General features: G+C 62.6%; 19 protein-coding genes. 12 read left to right on the top strand and 7 right to left on the bottom strand.

The features are described 5' to 3' along the window. Positions 1-844 precede the first annotated feature (844 nt). A complete protein-coding gene (locus tag HNQ40_RS09730; protein WP_184677649.1) occupies positions 845-1168 on the top strand; it encodes a DUF1476 domain-containing protein in 324 nt (107 codons plus the stop codon). A gap of 15 nt (positions 1169-1183) precedes the next feature. On the opposite strand, the gene HNQ40_RS09725 is transcribed toward HNQ40_RS09730, so the two are convergent. Beyond that, positions 1184-1771 (bottom strand): HAD family hydrolase, encoded by a 588-nt coding sequence (locus HNQ40_RS09725; protein WP_184677648.1) that lies wholly within the window; start codon positions 1769-1771, stop codon positions 1184-1186. 121 nt (positions 1772-1892) lie between these two features. Between HNQ40_RS09725 and HNQ40_RS09720 the strand changes: the two genes are divergently transcribed. The 4 genes from HNQ40_RS09720 (at position 1893) to HNQ40_RS09705 (ending at position 3754) form a co-directional block, all read left to right on the top strand. Next, complete coding sequence (locus tag HNQ40_RS09720) at positions 1893-2273, top strand: ArsR/SmtB family transcription factor (RefSeq protein ID WP_184677647.1); 381 nt, start codon at positions 1893-1895, stop codon at positions 2271-2273. 3 nt (positions 2274-2276) lie between these two features. Further along, the gene (locus tag HNQ40_RS09715; protein WP_184677646.1) at positions 2277-2627 is read left to right on the top strand and encodes a TfoX/Sxy family protein; all 351 of its coding nucleotides are present in this window, start codon (positions 2277-2279) and stop codon (positions 2625-2627) included. Between the two features lie 22 nt (positions 2628-2649). Further along, positions 2650-3174, top strand: coding sequence for an SRPBCC family protein (locus HNQ40_RS09710; RefSeq protein WP_184677645.1), 525 nt, complete (start codon positions 2650-2652; stop codon positions 3172-3174). Between the two features lie 169 nt (positions 3175-3343). Further along, positions 3344-3754 (top strand): nuclear transport factor 2 family protein, encoded by a 411-nt coding sequence (locus tag HNQ40_RS09705; RefSeq protein WP_184677644.1) that lies wholly within the window; start codon positions 3344-3346, stop codon positions 3752-3754. A gap of 105 nt (positions 3755-3859) precedes the next feature. Here the strand turns inward: HNQ40_RS09705 and HNQ40_RS09700 are convergent, their stop codons facing one another. The 3 genes from HNQ40_RS09700 to ruvA form a co-directional block, all read right to left on the bottom strand. Continuing rightward, positions 3860-4726: a nuclear transport factor 2 family protein gene (locus HNQ40_RS09700; RefSeq protein WP_184677643.1), complete on the bottom strand. Its 867-nt coding sequence runs from the start codon at positions 4724-4726 to the stop codon at positions 3860-3862. Positions 4727-4833: 107 nt separating this feature from the next. Continuing rightward, complete coding sequence (locus HNQ40_RS09695; RefSeq protein ID WP_184677642.1) at positions 4834-5706, bottom strand: AraC family transcriptional regulator; 873 nt, start codon at positions 5704-5706, stop codon at positions 4834-4836. 58 nt (positions 5707-5764) lie between these two features. Further along, positions 5765-6427 (bottom strand): Holliday junction branch migration protein RuvA, encoded by a 663-nt coding sequence (gene ruvA / locus HNQ40_RS09690; protein ID WP_184677641.1) that lies wholly within the window; start codon positions 6425-6427, stop codon positions 5765-5767. A 162-nt stretch (positions 6428-6589) separates the two neighbouring features. On the opposite strand from ruvA, the gene HNQ40_RS09685 reads away from it, so the two are divergent. Both HNQ40_RS09685 and HNQ40_RS09680 read left to right on the top strand, forming a co-directional pair. Beyond that, positions 6590-7789, top strand: a complete 1200-nt coding sequence (locus HNQ40_RS09685; RefSeq protein ID WP_184677640.1) for a phosphoribosylaminoimidazolecarboxamide formyltransferase — start codon at positions 6590-6592, stop codon at positions 7787-7789. Positions 7790-7846: 57 nt separating this feature from the next. After that, complete coding sequence (locus HNQ40_RS09680; RefSeq protein ID WP_184677639.1) at positions 7847-8179, top strand: PepSY domain-containing protein; 333 nt, start codon at positions 7847-7849, stop codon at positions 8177-8179. A gap of 31 nt (positions 8180-8210) precedes the next feature. Here the strand turns inward: HNQ40_RS09680 and HNQ40_RS09675 are convergent, their stop codons facing one another. Next, positions 8211-9203, bottom strand: coding sequence for an AraC family transcriptional regulator (locus tag HNQ40_RS09675; RefSeq protein ID WP_221435464.1), 993 nt, complete (start codon positions 9201-9203; stop codon positions 8211-8213). 350 nt (positions 9204-9553) lie between these two features. Between HNQ40_RS09675 and HNQ40_RS09670 the strand changes: the two genes are divergently transcribed. The 4 genes from HNQ40_RS09670 to HNQ40_RS09655 all read left to right on the top strand — a co-directional run bounded on the left by HNQ40_RS09670 (position 9554) and on the right by HNQ40_RS09655 (position 11872). Continuing rightward, complete coding sequence (locus HNQ40_RS09670; RefSeq protein WP_184677637.1) at positions 9554-9778, top strand: hypothetical protein; 225 nt, start codon at positions 9554-9556, stop codon at positions 9776-9778. 301 nt (positions 9779-10079) lie between these two features. Continuing rightward, positions 10080-10943, top strand: coding sequence for an NAD(P)H-binding protein (locus HNQ40_RS09665; protein ID WP_184677636.1), 864 nt, complete (start codon positions 10080-10082; stop codon positions 10941-10943). Then, positions 10940-11413, top strand: coding sequence for an anthrone oxygenase family protein (locus HNQ40_RS09660; RefSeq protein WP_221435463.1), 474 nt, complete (start codon positions 10940-10942; stop codon positions 11411-11413). Before HNQ40_RS09665 ends, HNQ40_RS09660 begins: the two co-directional genes overlap by 4 nt. Positions 11414-11458: 45 nt before the next feature. Further along, complete coding sequence (locus HNQ40_RS09655) at positions 11459-11872, top strand: ester cyclase (protein ID WP_184677634.1); 414 nt, start codon at positions 11459-11461, stop codon at positions 11870-11872. 106 nt (positions 11873-11978) lie between these two features. On the opposite strand, the gene HNQ40_RS09650 is transcribed toward HNQ40_RS09655, so the two are convergent. Both HNQ40_RS09650 and HNQ40_RS09645 read right to left on the bottom strand, forming a co-directional pair. Then, on the bottom strand, positions 11979-12818 hold the full coding sequence (locus HNQ40_RS09650) for a ferredoxin--NADP reductase (protein WP_184677633.1): 840 nt from the start codon (positions 12816-12818) through the stop codon (positions 11979-11981). Positions 12819-12990: 172 nt separating this feature from the next. Continuing rightward, positions 12991-13545 carry an OB-fold nucleic acid binding domain-containing protein gene (locus HNQ40_RS09645; protein ID WP_184677632.1) on the bottom strand — a complete coding sequence of 185 codons (555 nt, stop codon included), beginning with the start codon at positions 13543-13545 and terminating at the stop codon, positions 12991-12993. Between the two features lie 153 nt (positions 13546-13698). Here HNQ40_RS09645 and HNQ40_RS09640 point away from each other — a divergent pair, with 153 nt between their 5' ends. Next, positions 13699-14835, top strand: coding sequence for a DNA polymerase III subunit (locus HNQ40_RS09640; RefSeq protein WP_184677631.1), 1137 nt, complete (start codon positions 13699-13701; stop codon positions 14833-14835). The last annotated feature ends 72 nt before the right edge of the window (positions 14836-14907 follow it).

The raw sequence follows: 14907 nt of genomic DNA, 5'->3' as shown, positions 1-14907 counted from the left end.
GCTTCAAGTTTTCAAAGAGCGAACCCGTGTTCCCCGCCACACCCGCTGCCGTGGCCGGCGTGGGGTGAGCGGTTGGGTTGTCGTTTCGATCCACCACGGAGCTTGGGAGGCACGGAGACACGGAGGAAGGCAGGAAGCATTTGATTTCAATAATCAATGCCTTGGTTCTTCTCCGTGCCTCCGCGCTCTCCGTGGTGGATCGAAACGAGTCCCCTTGAACACGGACCCTCGACCAACGACGACGGGTTCCGACCTTGAGCGATCCCGGCAAGGTGGTGAGCTCAAGTGTCGCCACGCACCCGACGTGTGCGTCAGCCCGGCTCCACGGATATGGGCGTGCTTGGTGCCTTGCCTGTGCGACCTTCACGCCTGGAATGCCACCGTGGTCCGACATTAGGGGGCGAGACGGACCAGGTGTGCGCACGGAGATGTCGCTGAATTCAGGGAGATGGGCGATGACAAGGAGTAAGAATTTTTCTGCGTTGATGTTTTTCTACGTTCGGGCGTGCCCCGTTGTGCGCACAAACCCGACTTTAGCCCGGGGTCAATGACCCCGGGCCGCCGCGGGGGGGGCAATGGCATGATCGTGGCATCCACTCAAACCATACGAAACGGATTCATTGGCTCGGACCACGCAACCCCATGTCGTTCGCCGCGGCCACCCCGGGTCATTGACCCGGGGCTAATGTGCATCCATTTGATACGGATGATGCGGGCTTGCGAGTAAGTGTTCACGGATCCACCAACATGCGGAAACCGTTGTTTTTCAGGAACGGAAACGATGTCCGGGTCGTAAAATAGGTATAGGCCTCGAACGCCTGCATGAGGCCGGAAAGGAACTGTCATGTCGGGTTACGAAGAACGCAAACGTGGTATGGAAACTCAACTCGCCCACGACAGTGAGTTGAACTTCAAAGTCAGGAACCGGCGGAACCGCCTGCTCGGCGAGTGGGCCGCATTCCAACTCGGGCTCGAAGGCAAAGACGCGATGGCCTACGCACAAGACGTGGTCCACGCCGACTTCAGCGAGCCGGGCGAAGACGACGTCGCACGCAAGGTCATGGATGATTTCAAGACCTACGGCGTCGCCGTCACCCCCGCCTCGCTGCGACACCGCATGGCCATGCTCATGGGCCAAGCCGAGCGTCAGGTGCACGACGAGGTCTGAATACGGTGAAGACGATCAAGCCGTCGCGAGAATGTCGTTGACGTCGATGACGTCCATGCCCGCCGCGCGGGCGCTCTCGAGGCCGGGCGGGGCGTCTTCGAAGGCGAGGCAGTGCTTCGGGTCCACGCCGAGCTTCTCCGCGGCGACGAGGAACGTCTCGGGGTGGGGCTTGTGGTTCTCGACGTCGTCCGCGCAAACCACCGCGTCGAAGTGGTCGGTCATGCCGATGGCTTGGAGCGTGTTGGTGATGCCGGTGCGGGTGCTTCCGGTGGCGACGGCGATGGGCAGCTTGCCCTTGTACTCCAGGGCCAACTCCACGATCGGCTCGATACGCGTGATCTTGTCGGCGTGCTCGTAGTAGGCGTCGTACTTCTCGAGCATGATCGCCCGGGCGTCGAGCGTTCGGCCTGACTCCTTGGCGAGGATGTCGAGGATCTGCACCGCCGGCACGCCGCCGAACGCCATGAAGCGGTCGTGGGGCAACAGGTGGTCGAGCTCGTGCTTCTTCAGCGTTTCGTGCCAGGCGATCCAGTGGACGGGCATGGAGTCGGCAAGCGTGCCGTCGCAGTCGAAGACCAGGGCGCGGTGGTGGGGCTTAATCATGGGTTGGGGAACATCTGGGAGGACAGAACAACAGGCGGGGCACAGACCATAGCGGTTTTCTATGAGCAAAGGGTTGACATGAAATCGATATAGACTAATATTTAACCGTATGGTTAAATTAATGCCTCAACCCGATCCCGACGCGATGGACCGCACCTTCGCCGCCCTGGCCGACCCCACCCGCCGGGCGATCCTGGCGCGCATGGCCGCGGAAACCACCGGCGAAGGCGTCCGCGTCACCGAGCTCGCGGCGCCGTTCGTCGATGCCGCTTCCGGGGGCATGAGCCTGCCCGCGGTGAGCAAGCACCTGCGTGTGTTGGAGCGGGCCGGGCTGCTCAAGCAAGAGAAAGACGGCCGGGTCCGGCGGTGCCACCTCGTCGCCGGGCCGTTGAAAGACGCCCACGACTGGGTCGCCTTCTACCGCAAATTCTGGAGCGACCGCCTCGATGCGCTGGCCGACTTCCTCGAATCCGAGAACGACGACCCGAGCGGAGGGGAATGATCGATGCCCAGCGACCCCGCCGTGTCCAAACGTGTCCGCAGCGCCATCGCCGACCGCGGCTTCGAGGAACGTTTCTTCTTCGGCGGCGACGCCTGGTTCTTCCAAGGCAACTTCGCGATCGGCATCTACCACGACCAGCTCACCTGCCGCATCGGCGTGGACGCGGCCAACACCGCCATCGACGACGGCCTCGCCCGGCCCATGGACATCACCGGCAAGCCCATGAAGGGCTGGGTCTTCGTCGACCCGCCCGACTTCGACACCAAGGCCAAGCTCGTCGACTGGATCGACCAGACCGCCGACTTCGTTTCCACCCTTCCCGCCAAGGCCCCCAAAGCCAAGACCAAAAAGTAGCCCCCTTCTCCGGAGTATCGCCATGACCTCGTCCCCCACCCAACCCTCAGCCATGATCCGCCTGCACAAGCATGTCCAGGCTTCCCCCGCCCGCGTGTTCGAAGCGCTGACGACCGCCGAGCAATACACACATTGGTTCGCACCCGACCCCAACGTGACCTGCGGCGAGGTCCTCATCGAGCCCCGAGTCGGCGGCCGATTCCGCTTCGAGATGGTCACGCCCGACGGCAGCAAGCACGTCGGCGTCGGCACGTTCACCGAAGTCATCGAGAACCAGAAGATCAGCTACACCTGGTCCTGGGAAAGCCAGCCGGACTTCGGCGCCAACTCCCAGGTCACCTGGGAACTCTTCGAAACCGAAAACCACTACGCCCCCGGCGAGCCCGCCACGGAGATCGTGCTCACCCACGACAAACTCCACACCTCCGCCGAGCGCAGCGAACACACCGGCGGCTGGTGGCAGTGCCTCCGCGCCCTGGGCTACCACGTCCGCGGCGTCGACCCCCGCGAGGCGATATACGGCAAACCCGCCGCCAACGCGTCGTAACAACCGTGATTGGACTTCCGCACGTTGAGCCGCGGAGCGTAGATCCGTGCTGCCCCATGCTGACGAAAACATAATCGAAATCAGAGATGATTCAGGCTTGACAAATACCAATCAAAAACCTAACTTAATTCCCACCCAATCATCTCACCCCATTCCCGGAGACTTTCGAATGAGCGAATCCCTGCAAGCCACCCTCGCCGTGGGCAAACAACTCGTGGACTACTGCAACCAAGGCCAGCACCGCGAAGCCATCAACGAGCTGTACGCCGACGACGCCAAGCACATCGAAGCTTGTGCGATGGGCGACGACATGCCCCAGGTCACCGAGGGCAAGGAAGCCCTGCTGAAGATGAACGACTGGTGGGACAACGCCCACGACGTCCACGGCATGGAGATCAAGGGCCCGTTCCCCCACGACAACGGCAGCTTCGCCGTGTGGATGTCCATCGACTGCACCGCCAAGGAAGGCCCCATGGCCGGCCAACGCATGCAGATGGAAGAGGTCTGCCTCTACGCTGTGAAGGACGGCAAGATCAGCCAGGTCGAGTTCTACTGGGACCCCACGGGCTACGGCGCGTAAATCAACTCACCGACAACCCCAAAAAAACTTTAGCCCCGGGTCAATGACCCGGGGCTCTGTCGTATGCAAACCCTTGTTTGGCGTTCGGCCGACTCCGTCCCGCACTCACTCCATGCCGGGGAAGCCGAACTTGCCGTTGTCGTTCTTCCATTCGTCGCGGGGCGGGATGGTTTCGATCGCGTCCCAGTGCTCGACAATCTTGCCGCCGTCGATCCGGAACAGATCGTAGAAGCTCGTGGGCTGGCCAAGGAAGACGCCTTCGCTCACGGTCAACACGAAATTGCCCTCGCCGAAGACCGCGTGGTTCTTCTCGTAGACCATGGGCGTGCCCGCCTCGGCCATCGCCTTCATCGCCGCGCCCAACGCCGCCAAGCCGTCGCCTACCGCGGGGTTGTGCTGGGCGTAGTTGTCCGGGTGGATGTACTGCGTGATCTTCTCCGGCGAACCACCCATCAGCACGTCCGCGACAAACCCCTTGACCAGCGCTTTGTTCGCCTCGGTCAGCTCCAGGTCGGTCACTTCGGTCGGGCCGTCGATCTGGGTTCGGCCTGACGCGGTTTCGGCCACCAGCTCCTGGAGGTTGTCCCAGTGCTCGACAATCAGCCCGTCTTCGAAACGGAAGATGTCGAAGCCGACCTTGGGGCCGAAGAAGTCGTACTCGGTGTGGGTGATGACGTAGTCGCCGTCCGTCAGCACGCGTTGGACCGAGACCTTGGCGCTGCCTTCGGGGAGGGCCGCCAGCACCTCGCCAAACCCGGCCAGCCCGTCGGCGACCGCGAGGTTGTGCTGGGTGTATTGCTCGGGGTTGATGTAGGCAACCGCCGAGGTGTCGCCGGTCTCGATGCTGTTGAGGAGGGCTACGGCTTTCTGGGCGTTGGTCGGTTCCATGGTGGCCTCTGGGGTGGTGGCTTGTGGGGCGCCGCAGGCCGACAGGGCCGATGCGGTCAGGACGAGCGAGAGTGCGGTTTTCATGACCTGCTCCTTGGGTTGGCCCGAAGGCCGGGTGAATGTCACAGCAAAACCTTATGGACCAAGGCCTAAACGGAACAGGTCAAAATCAACCCATCTCGGGTAGATCTCTAACCGGCGCTGTTTTTCATAAACTCGGCCGGCGTCAAACCCGCACAGCGCTTGAAATACTTGCTGAAATTGCTGGCGTCCTCAAAGCCCAGCTCGTAGGCCAAGGCCTGGATCGACGGCTTCTCCAAAGCCAAGCGGCGCTTCACCTCCAAGACCACGTAGCTGTCGATCATCTGCTTGGCGGTCTGACCCGCGGCACGCTTGCACAGCGCGTTGAGCGTCTTGTAGGTCATGCTCAGTTGATCGGCGTAATACGACGCATCCCGGGTGCTGGCATGATGGTCGTGAAGCAGTTCGATAAACCGCGACAGGTCTTCACGCTGATCACGGCTGATGTCGCTGCGCCCCTCCACGGGCCGGCCTCGATCGAGTATCCGCAGCAACGCCGCGAACAGCAGGATCACGATCATCGAATCCGGTGCTTGCCGAGTTGCCTCATGTTCCAACTCGGCCAACACCGAACACGCCCGTTCAAGCAGATCATCATCCGGCTGAAACACCGGCCCCGGGTTAGACGCGATCTGCATCGGCGAGAACAGCGACGCCCGTGTGTTCACCTGCGTCTCGTCGGCAAACCCGTCGGTGAACACCACCGCACGGCCGCGAGGTTCGTCGGTGAAATCAAACGCATTGACCTGGCTGCGACTCACAAAAATAAAACTGCCCGGCCCAAACGGGTGGCGAGCAAAATCGATGAAATGCTCACCCCGCCCCGCCTCCACATAAACCAGCAAGTGGAAATCCAGCCGGTGCGGCTGCGTGGGGTCGTGCGACATCCGGTGCCGATCCCGATTGATCTGCTGCAGATCAATCACTTCGAGGTTCTGCTCTCGCGGTTCCCTTGGCCGGTAGGTGATCAGGGGGATATCCATGGCGTCACCGCAAAACTGCTGATCAATACCCGATGAACTTCACGGCCGAGTCGGGGCCTTAGGCACCCGCTTTCAACCGATACACCGCTGCCACCACATCCTGCACATCGGTCGGGGCATCGTCGGCCGACAACACGCGGTCGATCCACTGCACGGCTTGCGTGCGGTTTTCGCCGAGTTGGAGGAGCACCTCCAAGGTCTCGCGGGCCAGGCTGCCGCCGCCGGAAGCGGGAGCCCCCTCGGCCCCTTGGCCACTGGGCCCCTCGGCCCCTGCGCCATACGCCGCGGCACTGACGAACTGGTCCACCTTGTCGCGCAGCGTCACCACGATGGTCTCGGCGAGCTTCTTGCCGACCTCGGGCATGGTCTGGATGAGCTTGGCGTCGCGGTCGGCGATCGCGCTGGCGAGGGTGTTGGTGTCGAGGATCATCGCACGCAGGGCCCGCTTGTGGCCGATGCCTTTGCAGGTGACAAACAGCTCGAAGAACTGCTTGTCCTGCTCGGTGAGGAAACCGGCGAGGCGGGGGAACATGGTCGCGCCCTGGGCGGTGGACTCGATGAACTGGAAGGTGTGGAGCGTGACGGTTTGGCCGGTCTTCACCGAGAGGCGGGTCGCGGCGAAGGCGGGGAGCATGACCTCGTAGACCAGGCCCTGCCCGGGATCGACGAAAGCTTTGTCGGGTTCGATGGCGTCGAGCGTGCCGGTGATGCGTGAGATCATGGATGAGGTGTTGGGGGCTTGGGGGTTGGGGGCTTGGGTTTCAAGGCCCTGAGCACGGGGCAGTCGTTACTCGGATAATCGGCTAGGGTATCGCACTCCGGCGGCGACTGCCCCAAACGTCGCCTAAGCCCCCAACTCCCAAGCCCCCAACACCCAGAACCCATGCAAATCCCCCTCAAGTACGGCTGCAACCCCAACCAACCCCACGCCCAGATCACCACCCCGGGCACCGGCCCGTCCGGCGACGGCCCGCTCATGGTGGTCAACGGCAGCCCGTCGTACATCAACGCCCTCGATGGCATCCGCGCCTGGCAGCTCGTCCGCGACCTCAAGGCCGCCACGGGCAAGGCCGCCGCCGCGTCGTTTAAACACGTCAGCCCGGCCGGTGCCGCGGTCGCGGGTGAGCTCTCGCCCGAGTTCCTCAAAGCCTTCTTCTACGCCTCGCCCGAAGACGTGCCCGGCGGGGCGTACTCCCCCGTCGCCACCGCCTACGCCAAGGCCCGCAGCTCCGACCGCGTCGCGTCCTTCGGCGACTTCATCGCCGTGTCCGAACCCGTCGACGCCACCCTCGCGGCGCTCATCAAGCCCGAGGTGTCGGATGGCATCATCGCCCCGAGCTACGAACCCGAGGCCTTCGACATGCTCCGGGCCAAGAAGGGTGGCAAGTACGTCATGCTCACCATGGACCCGGCCTATACACCCCCAGCCGTCGAGTCCCGCGTCGAGTTCGGCCTGGCCCTCGAGCAGACCCACAACGACATCGCCATCACCGCCGACACCTTCTCGAACATCGTCACCGCCAAGAAAGACATCCCCGCCGATGTCATGGAGACGCTGATCGTCGCGACCATCACGCTCAAGCACACGCAGAGCAACAGTATTTCCGTGGGTTATCAGGGGCAGGCCGTGGGTATCGGTGCCGGGCAACAATCGCGCATCGCCTGCACCCGGATTGCCTGCGATAAGGCCGATCGCTGGCTGCTCAAGACTCATCCCAAGGCGCTGGCGTTGCAGTTCGCCGACGGCCTCGCCAAGGCGGAGAAGGTCAACGCCGCCGACAACTTCGTGCGCCACCACGAACTGAACCAGGGCGAACGCGACGAACTCGCCAAGGCCCTGGTCGGCGATTGGTCACCCCTGACCGACGAAGAGCGGGCCGACTGGCTCAAGCAACTCGACGGCGTGGTGCTGAGTAGCGACGCCTTCATCCCCTTCCGCGACAACCTCGACCGCGCCGCCGCCAGCGGCGTCGGCTTCATCGCCCAGGCCGGCGGCAGCGCCCGCGACGAAGGCGTCACCGAAGCCGCCGACCAACACGGCATGGCCATGAGCCACACCGGCGTCCGGCTGTTCCTGCACTAATCCCACTCCCTACATCTATTCGATAGAAAGCGATCGCCCCTCATGAAGAACAACCAGATGACAAAACCCGTTTGGACGATCGCCGCATTCGCCTCTCTTGGTGTGCTAAGCGTGACCGGCTGCTCGCAAAAAGACGCAACCCTGATCAGCAAAGAAGCCGCGATTGACGCCGCGACCGCCGAAGTCGGCGGCGAACTCCTCGGCATCCGCTTCGACGAACCCGACACCCAGTGGGATATCTTCATCAAGTCCGGCGACCAGGCCTACGAAGTCGAGGTCGACGCCGTGAGTGGCAAGATCATCGCTACCGAAGAAGAAAGCCTCGAAGAAATCCAGGCCGAGCTCTCGGGTGACCTTTCTCACGAAGGCGTTGATGGCGACGTAGATTGATACCCTCTTGGCGTGGCCTCAATATCGATGGTCATGGGTCGCATTTAATGGAACCCGGTGAGACCTTCATCACACGTTTGAACGCTCGGCTAAAAGCCGCTTCGCTCTCGTAACCTAAGCGAAACGCCAGCTCGGCTACCGTCGCCCCCTCGCTCTTGAGCAACGCCGCGGCGACCTGCATTTTCCAACTTCGCACGTATCGCATGGGCGACTCACCAACGAGTTCGCTGAAACGTGCGGAGAAGGCGGAGCGCGACATCGCCGCCTGTTCCGCCAGGTCTTCCACGGTCCAAGGACGCTCGGGGTCTTGGTGGAGACTCTGCAAAGCCTGACCGATTTGTGGGTCCTTGATTGCAGCCAGCCAGCCGGTCTGGGCGGCGGGCTCGTCTTCGATCCAGGTCCGGATGGCTTGGATCACCAGAGTGTCGGCGAGCCGGGCGATGACCGCTTCGCTGCCAGGGCGAGGTTTTTCGACTTCGCTGGCCATGACATTGAGGATGCCCTGGGCTGTATCGCCCCGGTCAGGGTCGGAGGTGTCGAACCGAACGGTCTGGGGCAGGAGCGAGATCAGCCGTTCGGCGACGGGGTGGTCCATGTGCACCGCGCCGCAGATCATTTGGCAGGGCGTTCCCCCGCCGCCGTGCACAAGTCGTTCGTAGCGGTCGGTGACGTGGTAGCGCTCGGTCTCGAACAGATTCGTGGCCTGGGCGTCCGCCGAAGACGCCACCACGTGGCCCTCGCCGTGGGGCACGAGCGTAAAGACGCCCTGCTGCAGGTCAAGCGGTTCGGGGTCGGACGTCAACATGACGCACCGGCCTTCGGTGACCACGTGAAACATCAGGCAGTCCGGCATCGGCGGGAGATCGAGACCCCAAGGCTCGGTGAACTCCGAACGACAGTAGAACACGCCGTCCATCCGCAGGAAATCTAGCGCCTGCCCAAGCGGATCGCTCGACACCCAGGCATCGGCAGGACGCTGAGTCGGGCCTTTGTCGTGTGATTTTGATTGGGCCGGGTCAGTCACGTTCCGAGTATATGACTCCCTCGCGAGGCCCACCACGAAATTTGGACAAAAGAGCATGAGCCCGCCCCAAAGCGCCATATTTTCATACCGCTCGCTGCCCTATCTTTTTGCCTGTGACGTGTGACCCGCTGATTCGTGAACCAGAACCCCAAACCGAGGAGCAAGCGATGAACCACAAAACACTCTTCGCTTCCCCACTTCGGGAGGTCCCCGACCGGCCGCCGCCCTGGCGGGATCACTGACCCCAGAGCCTCGCTCATTCCACGGATTGAACTCTTCTCCCTTACGGCGTTCGTGAGGGAACCACTCACCGTCTGCCCATACCGCAGACCCTCGAAAGGATGTTTCCGATGCAGAAGTTTCTCACCCTGACCGCTCTCACGGCCACCCTCACTCTTGCCGGCCTGGCCCAAGCCAGCCCCCAAGTCGATCGGGCACACCACGCCCGTGAAAACGCGGTCGCCGCCAAGCAACAAGACGCGGTCTACAACCTCGTCCCGGCAAAGAACGTCACGGCTTCGAAAACCCGCCCAGCCTATGGCCACATGATCCAAGGCGGACGCGGGACCCGCTAAACCTTCGGTGACAGTTTGATTGAGGGCCCAGCCCTTTCGACCGCGGAGACCACAGGATTCAATCCTGTGGTTTTCGTGCATGGCGCTTTGGAGGTAAGCGAGTTGCTATGTAGGAGCATTTCTCGACGTCGCCCCGTCACCAATCACCTTCACCGCCGTCGCTTTGGACGAACTGCAAAGCATCGGCAACAACGCGCCATATCGAATGAATCGAGGCGTCCGTAATTTGGTTTCCACGCGAGATCGGTTGTCGTGTGGCAGCCATCTCAAGTCCGTACCCCTCTTTCATGGAGACCTTGTGATGCAGAACGAACTTCAAAAATCTTCCCACCCTCAAGACCTGACTCTGGTCATCGGCGGCAACGGCAAGACCGGCCGACGCGTGATCAACCGGCTGAACGCCCTGGACCGACCGGTGCGGGCGGGCAGCCGATCGGCCGAGGTGCCGTTCGACTGGGACACGCCCGAGACCTGGGGCCCGGCCCTCGACGGCGTGTCGGCCGTGTACCTCACCTACTACCCGGACCTCACGGTGCCTGGCGCGTTGGAGAAAGTGCAGGCGTTGATCGATCACGCGGTCGCTGCCGGGGTTTCGCGAATCGTGTTGTTATCAGGGCGGGGGGAGGCCGAAGCTCAGGCGAGCGAAAAAATCGTCGCCGCGTCGGGCGTGGAATGGTCCGTCGTGCGTGCGAGCTGGTTCAACCAGAATTTCAGCGAAGGCGCGTTCCTGGACCTGGTGATGAGCGGCACAGTGGCGCTTCCCGTGAGCAATGTGCGTGAACCGTTTGTCGACTGCGACGACATCGCCGACGTCGCGGTTGCCGCTCTGACCGAGCCGGGGCACGACGGCAAGATCTACGAAGTCACCGGGCCCCGGCTGCTCACGTTCGGCGAAGCGGTGCAAACCATCGCCGATGCGGCGGGTGTTGAAGTCCAGTTTCTCGACGTGACCCCCGAAGAGTTCGAGGCAGGGTTGTTGGCCGAAGGGGCACCTGCCGAAATCGTGGGCCTTTTGAATTACCTCTTCAACGAGGTACTCGACGGCCGCAACGAATACCTCTGCGACGGCGTGCAGCAGGCATTGGGTCGCCAGGCCCGCGACTTTGCCGACTACGCCAAGCAAGCCGCTGCGGAAGGCGCTTGGACGAAGGAGGTGATGTCGTGAACATCCTCCTGACCTCCCTCACTGTCGTCGCGGCCGTGGGCAGCGGCCTGGTGGCTGGCTTGTTCTTCACCTTCTCGACGTTCGTGATGAAAGCCCTGGGCCAAGTCGCCCCGAGCAACGGGATCGAAAGTATGCAGGCCATCAACATCACCGTCATGAATCCCATCACCATGGGAGTCTTCATGGGTACCGCAGTGCTCAGCCTGGCCAGCGTCGTATTTGCGGTCTTCAATTGGTCGTCGCCCAGCTCGGCTTGGCTCATGGTGGGCGGCCTGCTCTACCTCGCCTCGTTCATTATCACCGCGGCGGGCAACATCCCGATGAACGACGCGCTTGCGCCGATGGACGCCTCCACGAGCAACGCCGTCGAGTACTGGCAGCACTACCTCAAACGCTGGACATTCCTGAACCACCTACGCACATGCGCCGCCGCCCTTGCGGTCGCGGCATACGCCCTCGCGATGCCCTAAATGTCGGCCTCATGAAACTCTACTTCCAACCGAAAGAGCAACCCCATGATTACCGCCAACACTAAAGCTCAAGACATTGTTCGTGAACTGATCGAACGCGGCATCAACCAAAACGATTTATCTGCGGTGGACGACCTCGTCCACCCGGATTACCGGTACCGCACGCCGACCGAAAGCCTGCAAGGCCCCGAGCAACTCAAAACAATATTTACTGGATATCGAGAAGCCTTCCCCGACCTGGAAGTCATAATCGATCAACAGTTCGCAGAGGGCGGCAAAGTCTGTACCCGCCTGACGCTCTGCGGCACCCACCTCGGCGCGTTTCAAGGCGAACCCGGCACCGGCCGAAGGATGGAAGTCCAGGGAGTGGTGATCAGCCGAGTCGTCGACGAACGGATCATGGAAGAATGGGAGTTAATGGATGAGCTTGCGCTCGTCAGCCAATTAGGATTGACCTAGCGACTACCTCATCGACATCGAGCTACCGACCGCTTTGATTCTGTATCCCCCCCGGTCCACCAACGTGTGGGTCGGGGGGTATTTTTGAATCCCGAGGTTAAAGAAACTACCAGTACCGCTCGAAGTGGAGATTCCCATCGGGGTGTTTGCGGTCGTGGGTGACGAAGCCGCGGTCGCTTAGGTCGGCTTCGACCTGGTCGATCATCTGGGGGTTGCCGCAGAGGAAGACGTTGCAGGCGTCGGGGGAGAGTGGGGTGCCGGTGAGTTCCTGGAACTTGTCGGGTTCGAGCAATGTGTTGACCCGGCCGCGCAAACCCGGCCAGTCGCTGTCGTCCGGCTCGCGGGTCACGGTGGGGAGGTAGACGAACGAGTCGTCTTCCTCGGCGAGCTGGGTCAGTTCGTCGTGGTAGCCCAGGTCACGGGCGAGGCGGCAGCCGTCGAAGAGGATGAACTTGTCCCAGCGGCCCCCGGAAGCGGTGCCGCGGTGGGTGAGGTACATGCTGCGGAACGGGGCGAGGCCGGTGCCGGTGCCGACCATGACGAAGGTGCGACGCGGGTCGGGGCTGCCGTCTTCGAGGGTGGGCGAGGGAAGCGTGAAGTGGCCGCCGATTTTTTCGTTCATGAAGAGGGTTTGGCCGGGCTCGATGTCCCAGAGCGACGGGGTGAGTTGGCCGTCTTCGACGCGGACGATGTAGAACTCCAGCGTGTCTTTCTGTGTGGCGGGGGAAGCGATGGAGTAGGCCCGGCGGATGAGCTTGGGGCCGCGGCCGGGGCGGACGGGCTTGTCGGGATCGGGCGGCGAGGTGTCGGGGAGGCCGAGCGTGGCGAACTGGCCGGGCTCGAAGTCGGGGACGTCGTGGTCGTTGTACTTGACCCGGAAGAAGGCGAGGTCTTCGTGGGAATGGATGCGTTCGACCAGCGTGGCGTTGTGGATGTCTTTGGGCATGGAGAGACGGGAGTTGGGGGCTTGGGGATTGGGGGCTTGGGAGATTGCCCGCGTGCCGTTTGCCAATGAAGTGAATTGCGAGGCACCAGCAACAAGATGCTACCGCCCAATCAGGCGTAGATCGACCCCAAAAACCAAAATCCTAAGCCCCCAACACCCAAGCCCCCAACCCCTAATCCACAATCTCGATCTGCTTGATGTTGCGGACCTCGATGTTGGGTCGGTTCCGGTGCTGGGTGACCTTGCCGGTGACGCGGATGGTTTTGTTGAGGTAGTACTTTTCGGGAGCCTGGGGCAGGTCGTCGAAGACTTCTTTGAAAACCGGGATATAGAACTTGCCGCGCCAGTCTTCGTGGAAGTTGAGGAAGCAGATGTTGCCCTCGTGGTTGTAGGTGTTGACGATCTTGCCTTCGACGGTGATGCGTTGGCCGACGTAGTTGTGGGCCGCGCCCCAGGTCACGGGGCCGTCGGGCGCTTTGGTTCGGACCTTGGACCCGCTGTCGTCCACGAGCCGTTTGTAGGGCAGGGGTTCGGTGATGTTCTCCCCGGCCGAGGGGATCGGGCTTCGGCCGGCCGCGACGATGTACGGCGTGCCCCGGTCGAGCTTCACGCGGTCGCTGTCCGCCGCCTCAACGGGCTGGGTGTTCTGCCAAGCCATGACGCAGATCGCGCAGGCGGCGAAGACCAACAGGGAGCAGCGGAAGACGCGGTTGGGTTTAAACTTCATCGAATGACTTTCTGGGTCGGGAATCCAGTCGGGGCCGTGGTGTCTCGGCAGACGGTGCCAGCGATCGACCGCTCAAGGGTCGGAAATACAAGACAACTTTATTCTACGCCCCGCGCCCCGGCCGGGGAAGCCTCGGCGGGTTAAGATGCCCCGATGGACCGCATCCACGGCCAAACCCACGCCCTCGACCAGCTCCACGCCCAACTCGCCTCGGGCCGGGTCCACCACGCCCAGATCTTCCACGGCCCCGCAGGCGTCGGAAAATTCACCACCGCGCTCGCCTTCGCGAAAGTTTTACTCTGCCACGACCCCGTCACGGACCTGGCGGGGCGTCGATCCGCGTGCGGGGGCTGCCCGTCCTGCCTGGCCTTCCGCATCGACTCGGAAGAAGACAGCCTCGACGCCTTCCCCGGCGTGGCCCACCCCGACCTGCACGTGGTCAATAAAGAACTCGCCCGCTACAGCGACGACAAGCAGACCCGCGACCGCAAGCTGACCTCGATCCCCGTGAACGTGCTGCGCACCGCGCTGATCGAGCCGGCCTACCTCGGGGCCCAACTGAACCACGGCAAGGTGTTCATCGTCGACGAGGCCGAGCTGCTCAACCCCGCCGGGCAGAACGCGCTGCTCAAGACCCTCGAAGAGCCGCCCACGCCCGACGAGGGCGGCGGCACGACGATCATCCTGGTCACGTCCAACGAAGACCGCCTGCTGCCGACCATCCGCAGCCGATGCCAACGCATCGCGTTTGTGCCGTTGCCCAACGAGGTGCTCGACCGCTATTTGCAGGAACACGCCGAGACACTCGAACCGGTTGAACGTTCGTGGCTGGTTGGATTTGCCCACGGCAGCCTCGGCCGGGCGAAGCTCGTACTGGACTACAAACTCACCGAGTGGGCGCGGGTGGTGCTAGCGCAGCTCGAGCAGATGGCGATGGGACGAGCGGTGCCGAGCCTGGGCGCGGACATGGCCGAGCGGATCAACGGCTTTGCCGAGGCGTGGGTGAAGAACCACCAGAACGCCTCGAAGGAAGCGGCCAACAAACTTGCGGCGGGCCTGATGTTCTCGCTCATCGCGACCTATGCTCAGGAACAACTCGACAAACTCGCCGAGCACTGCGACCCCGCCGACCCCGAGTCGGCCGAGGCACAGCTCCTGCCCTGGGTCGGTGTCATCGATGCGCTGGGCGTAGCGGAATCGCGCCTGGGCAGCAACGTCAACCTCGGCCTGACCTGTGACGGCCTTGCCTCAGCGATAGCGCTTTCGCTTCGCGAAAGAGTGATGAGTTAACAGTGAACAGTGATGAGTGGAGAACCCCGATCGCTATCCTGTGGCTCATTGCTGCTTGCCTTACTCATCACT

The organism is Algisphaera agarilytica, from assembly GCF_014207595.1.
In the GTDB taxonomy this organism is placed as follows: Bacteria; Planctomycetota; Phycisphaerae; order Phycisphaerales; family Phycisphaeraceae; genus Algisphaera; species Algisphaera agarilytica.
The sequence above is the reverse complement of the archived record's forward strand: the minus strand, read 5'-3'. Positions and strand labels throughout refer to the sequence as shown.

Bases quoted from the DNA above. Each gene is read 5' to 3' on its own strand.
- HNQ40_RS09700 (WP_184677643.1), bottom strand. From the start codon at position 4,726: ATGAAAACCGCACTCTCGCTCGTCCTGACCGCATCGGCCCTGTCGGCC.
- HNQ40_RS09640 (WP_184677631.1), top strand. From the start codon at position 13,699: ATGGACCGCATCCACGGCCAAACCCACGCCCTCGACCAGCTCCACGCC.
- HNQ40_RS09665 (WP_184677636.1), top strand. From the start codon at position 10,080: ATGCAGAACGAACTTCAAAAATCTTCCCACCCTCAAGACCTGACTCTG.
- HNQ40_RS09705 (WP_184677644.1), top strand. From the start codon at position 3,344: ATGAGCGAATCCCTGCAAGCCACCCTCGCCGTGGGCAAACAACTCGTG.
- HNQ40_RS09710 (WP_184677645.1), top strand. From the start codon at position 2,650: ATGACCTCGTCCCCCACCCAACCCTCAGCCATGATCCGCCTGCACAAG.
- HNQ40_RS09645 (WP_184677632.1), bottom strand. From the start codon at position 13,545: ATGAAGTTTAAACCCAACCGCGTCTTCCGCTGCTCCCTGTTGGTCTTC.
- ruvA (WP_184677641.1), bottom strand. From the start codon at position 6,427: ATGATCTCACGCATCACCGGCACGCTCGACGCCATCGAACCCGACAAA.
- HNQ40_RS09715 (WP_184677646.1), top strand. From the start codon at position 2,277: ATGCCCAGCGACCCCGCCGTGTCCAAACGTGTCCGCAGCGCCATCGCC.
- HNQ40_RS09720 (WP_184677647.1), top strand. From the start codon at position 1,893: ATGCCTCAACCCGATCCCGACGCGATGGACCGCACCTTCGCCGCCCTG.
- HNQ40_RS09725 (WP_184677648.1), bottom strand. From the start codon at position 1,771: ATGATTAAGCCCCACCACCGCGCCCTGGTCTTCGACTGCGACGGCACG.
- HNQ40_RS09655 (WP_184677634.1), top strand. From the start codon at position 11,459: ATGATTACCGCCAACACTAAAGCTCAAGACATTGTTCGTGAACTGATC.
- HNQ40_RS09730 (WP_184677649.1), top strand. From the start codon at position 845: ATGTCGGGTTACGAAGAACGCAAACGTGGTATGGAAACTCAACTCGCC.
- HNQ40_RS09685 (WP_184677640.1), top strand. From the start codon at position 6,590: ATGCAAATCCCCCTCAAGTACGGCTGCAACCCCAACCAACCCCACGCC.
- HNQ40_RS09670 (WP_184677637.1), top strand. From the start codon at position 9,554: ATGCAGAAGTTTCTCACCCTGACCGCTCTCACGGCCACCCTCACTCTT.
- HNQ40_RS09695 (WP_184677642.1), bottom strand. From the start codon at position 5,706: ATGGATATCCCCCTGATCACCTACCGGCCAAGGGAACCGCGAGAGCAG.
- HNQ40_RS09650 (WP_184677633.1), bottom strand. From the start codon at position 12,818: ATGCCCAAAGACATCCACAACGCCACGCTGGTCGAACGCATCCATTCC.
- HNQ40_RS09680 (WP_184677639.1), top strand. From the start codon at position 7,847: ATGACAAAACCCGTTTGGACGATCGCCGCATTCGCCTCTCTTGGTGTG.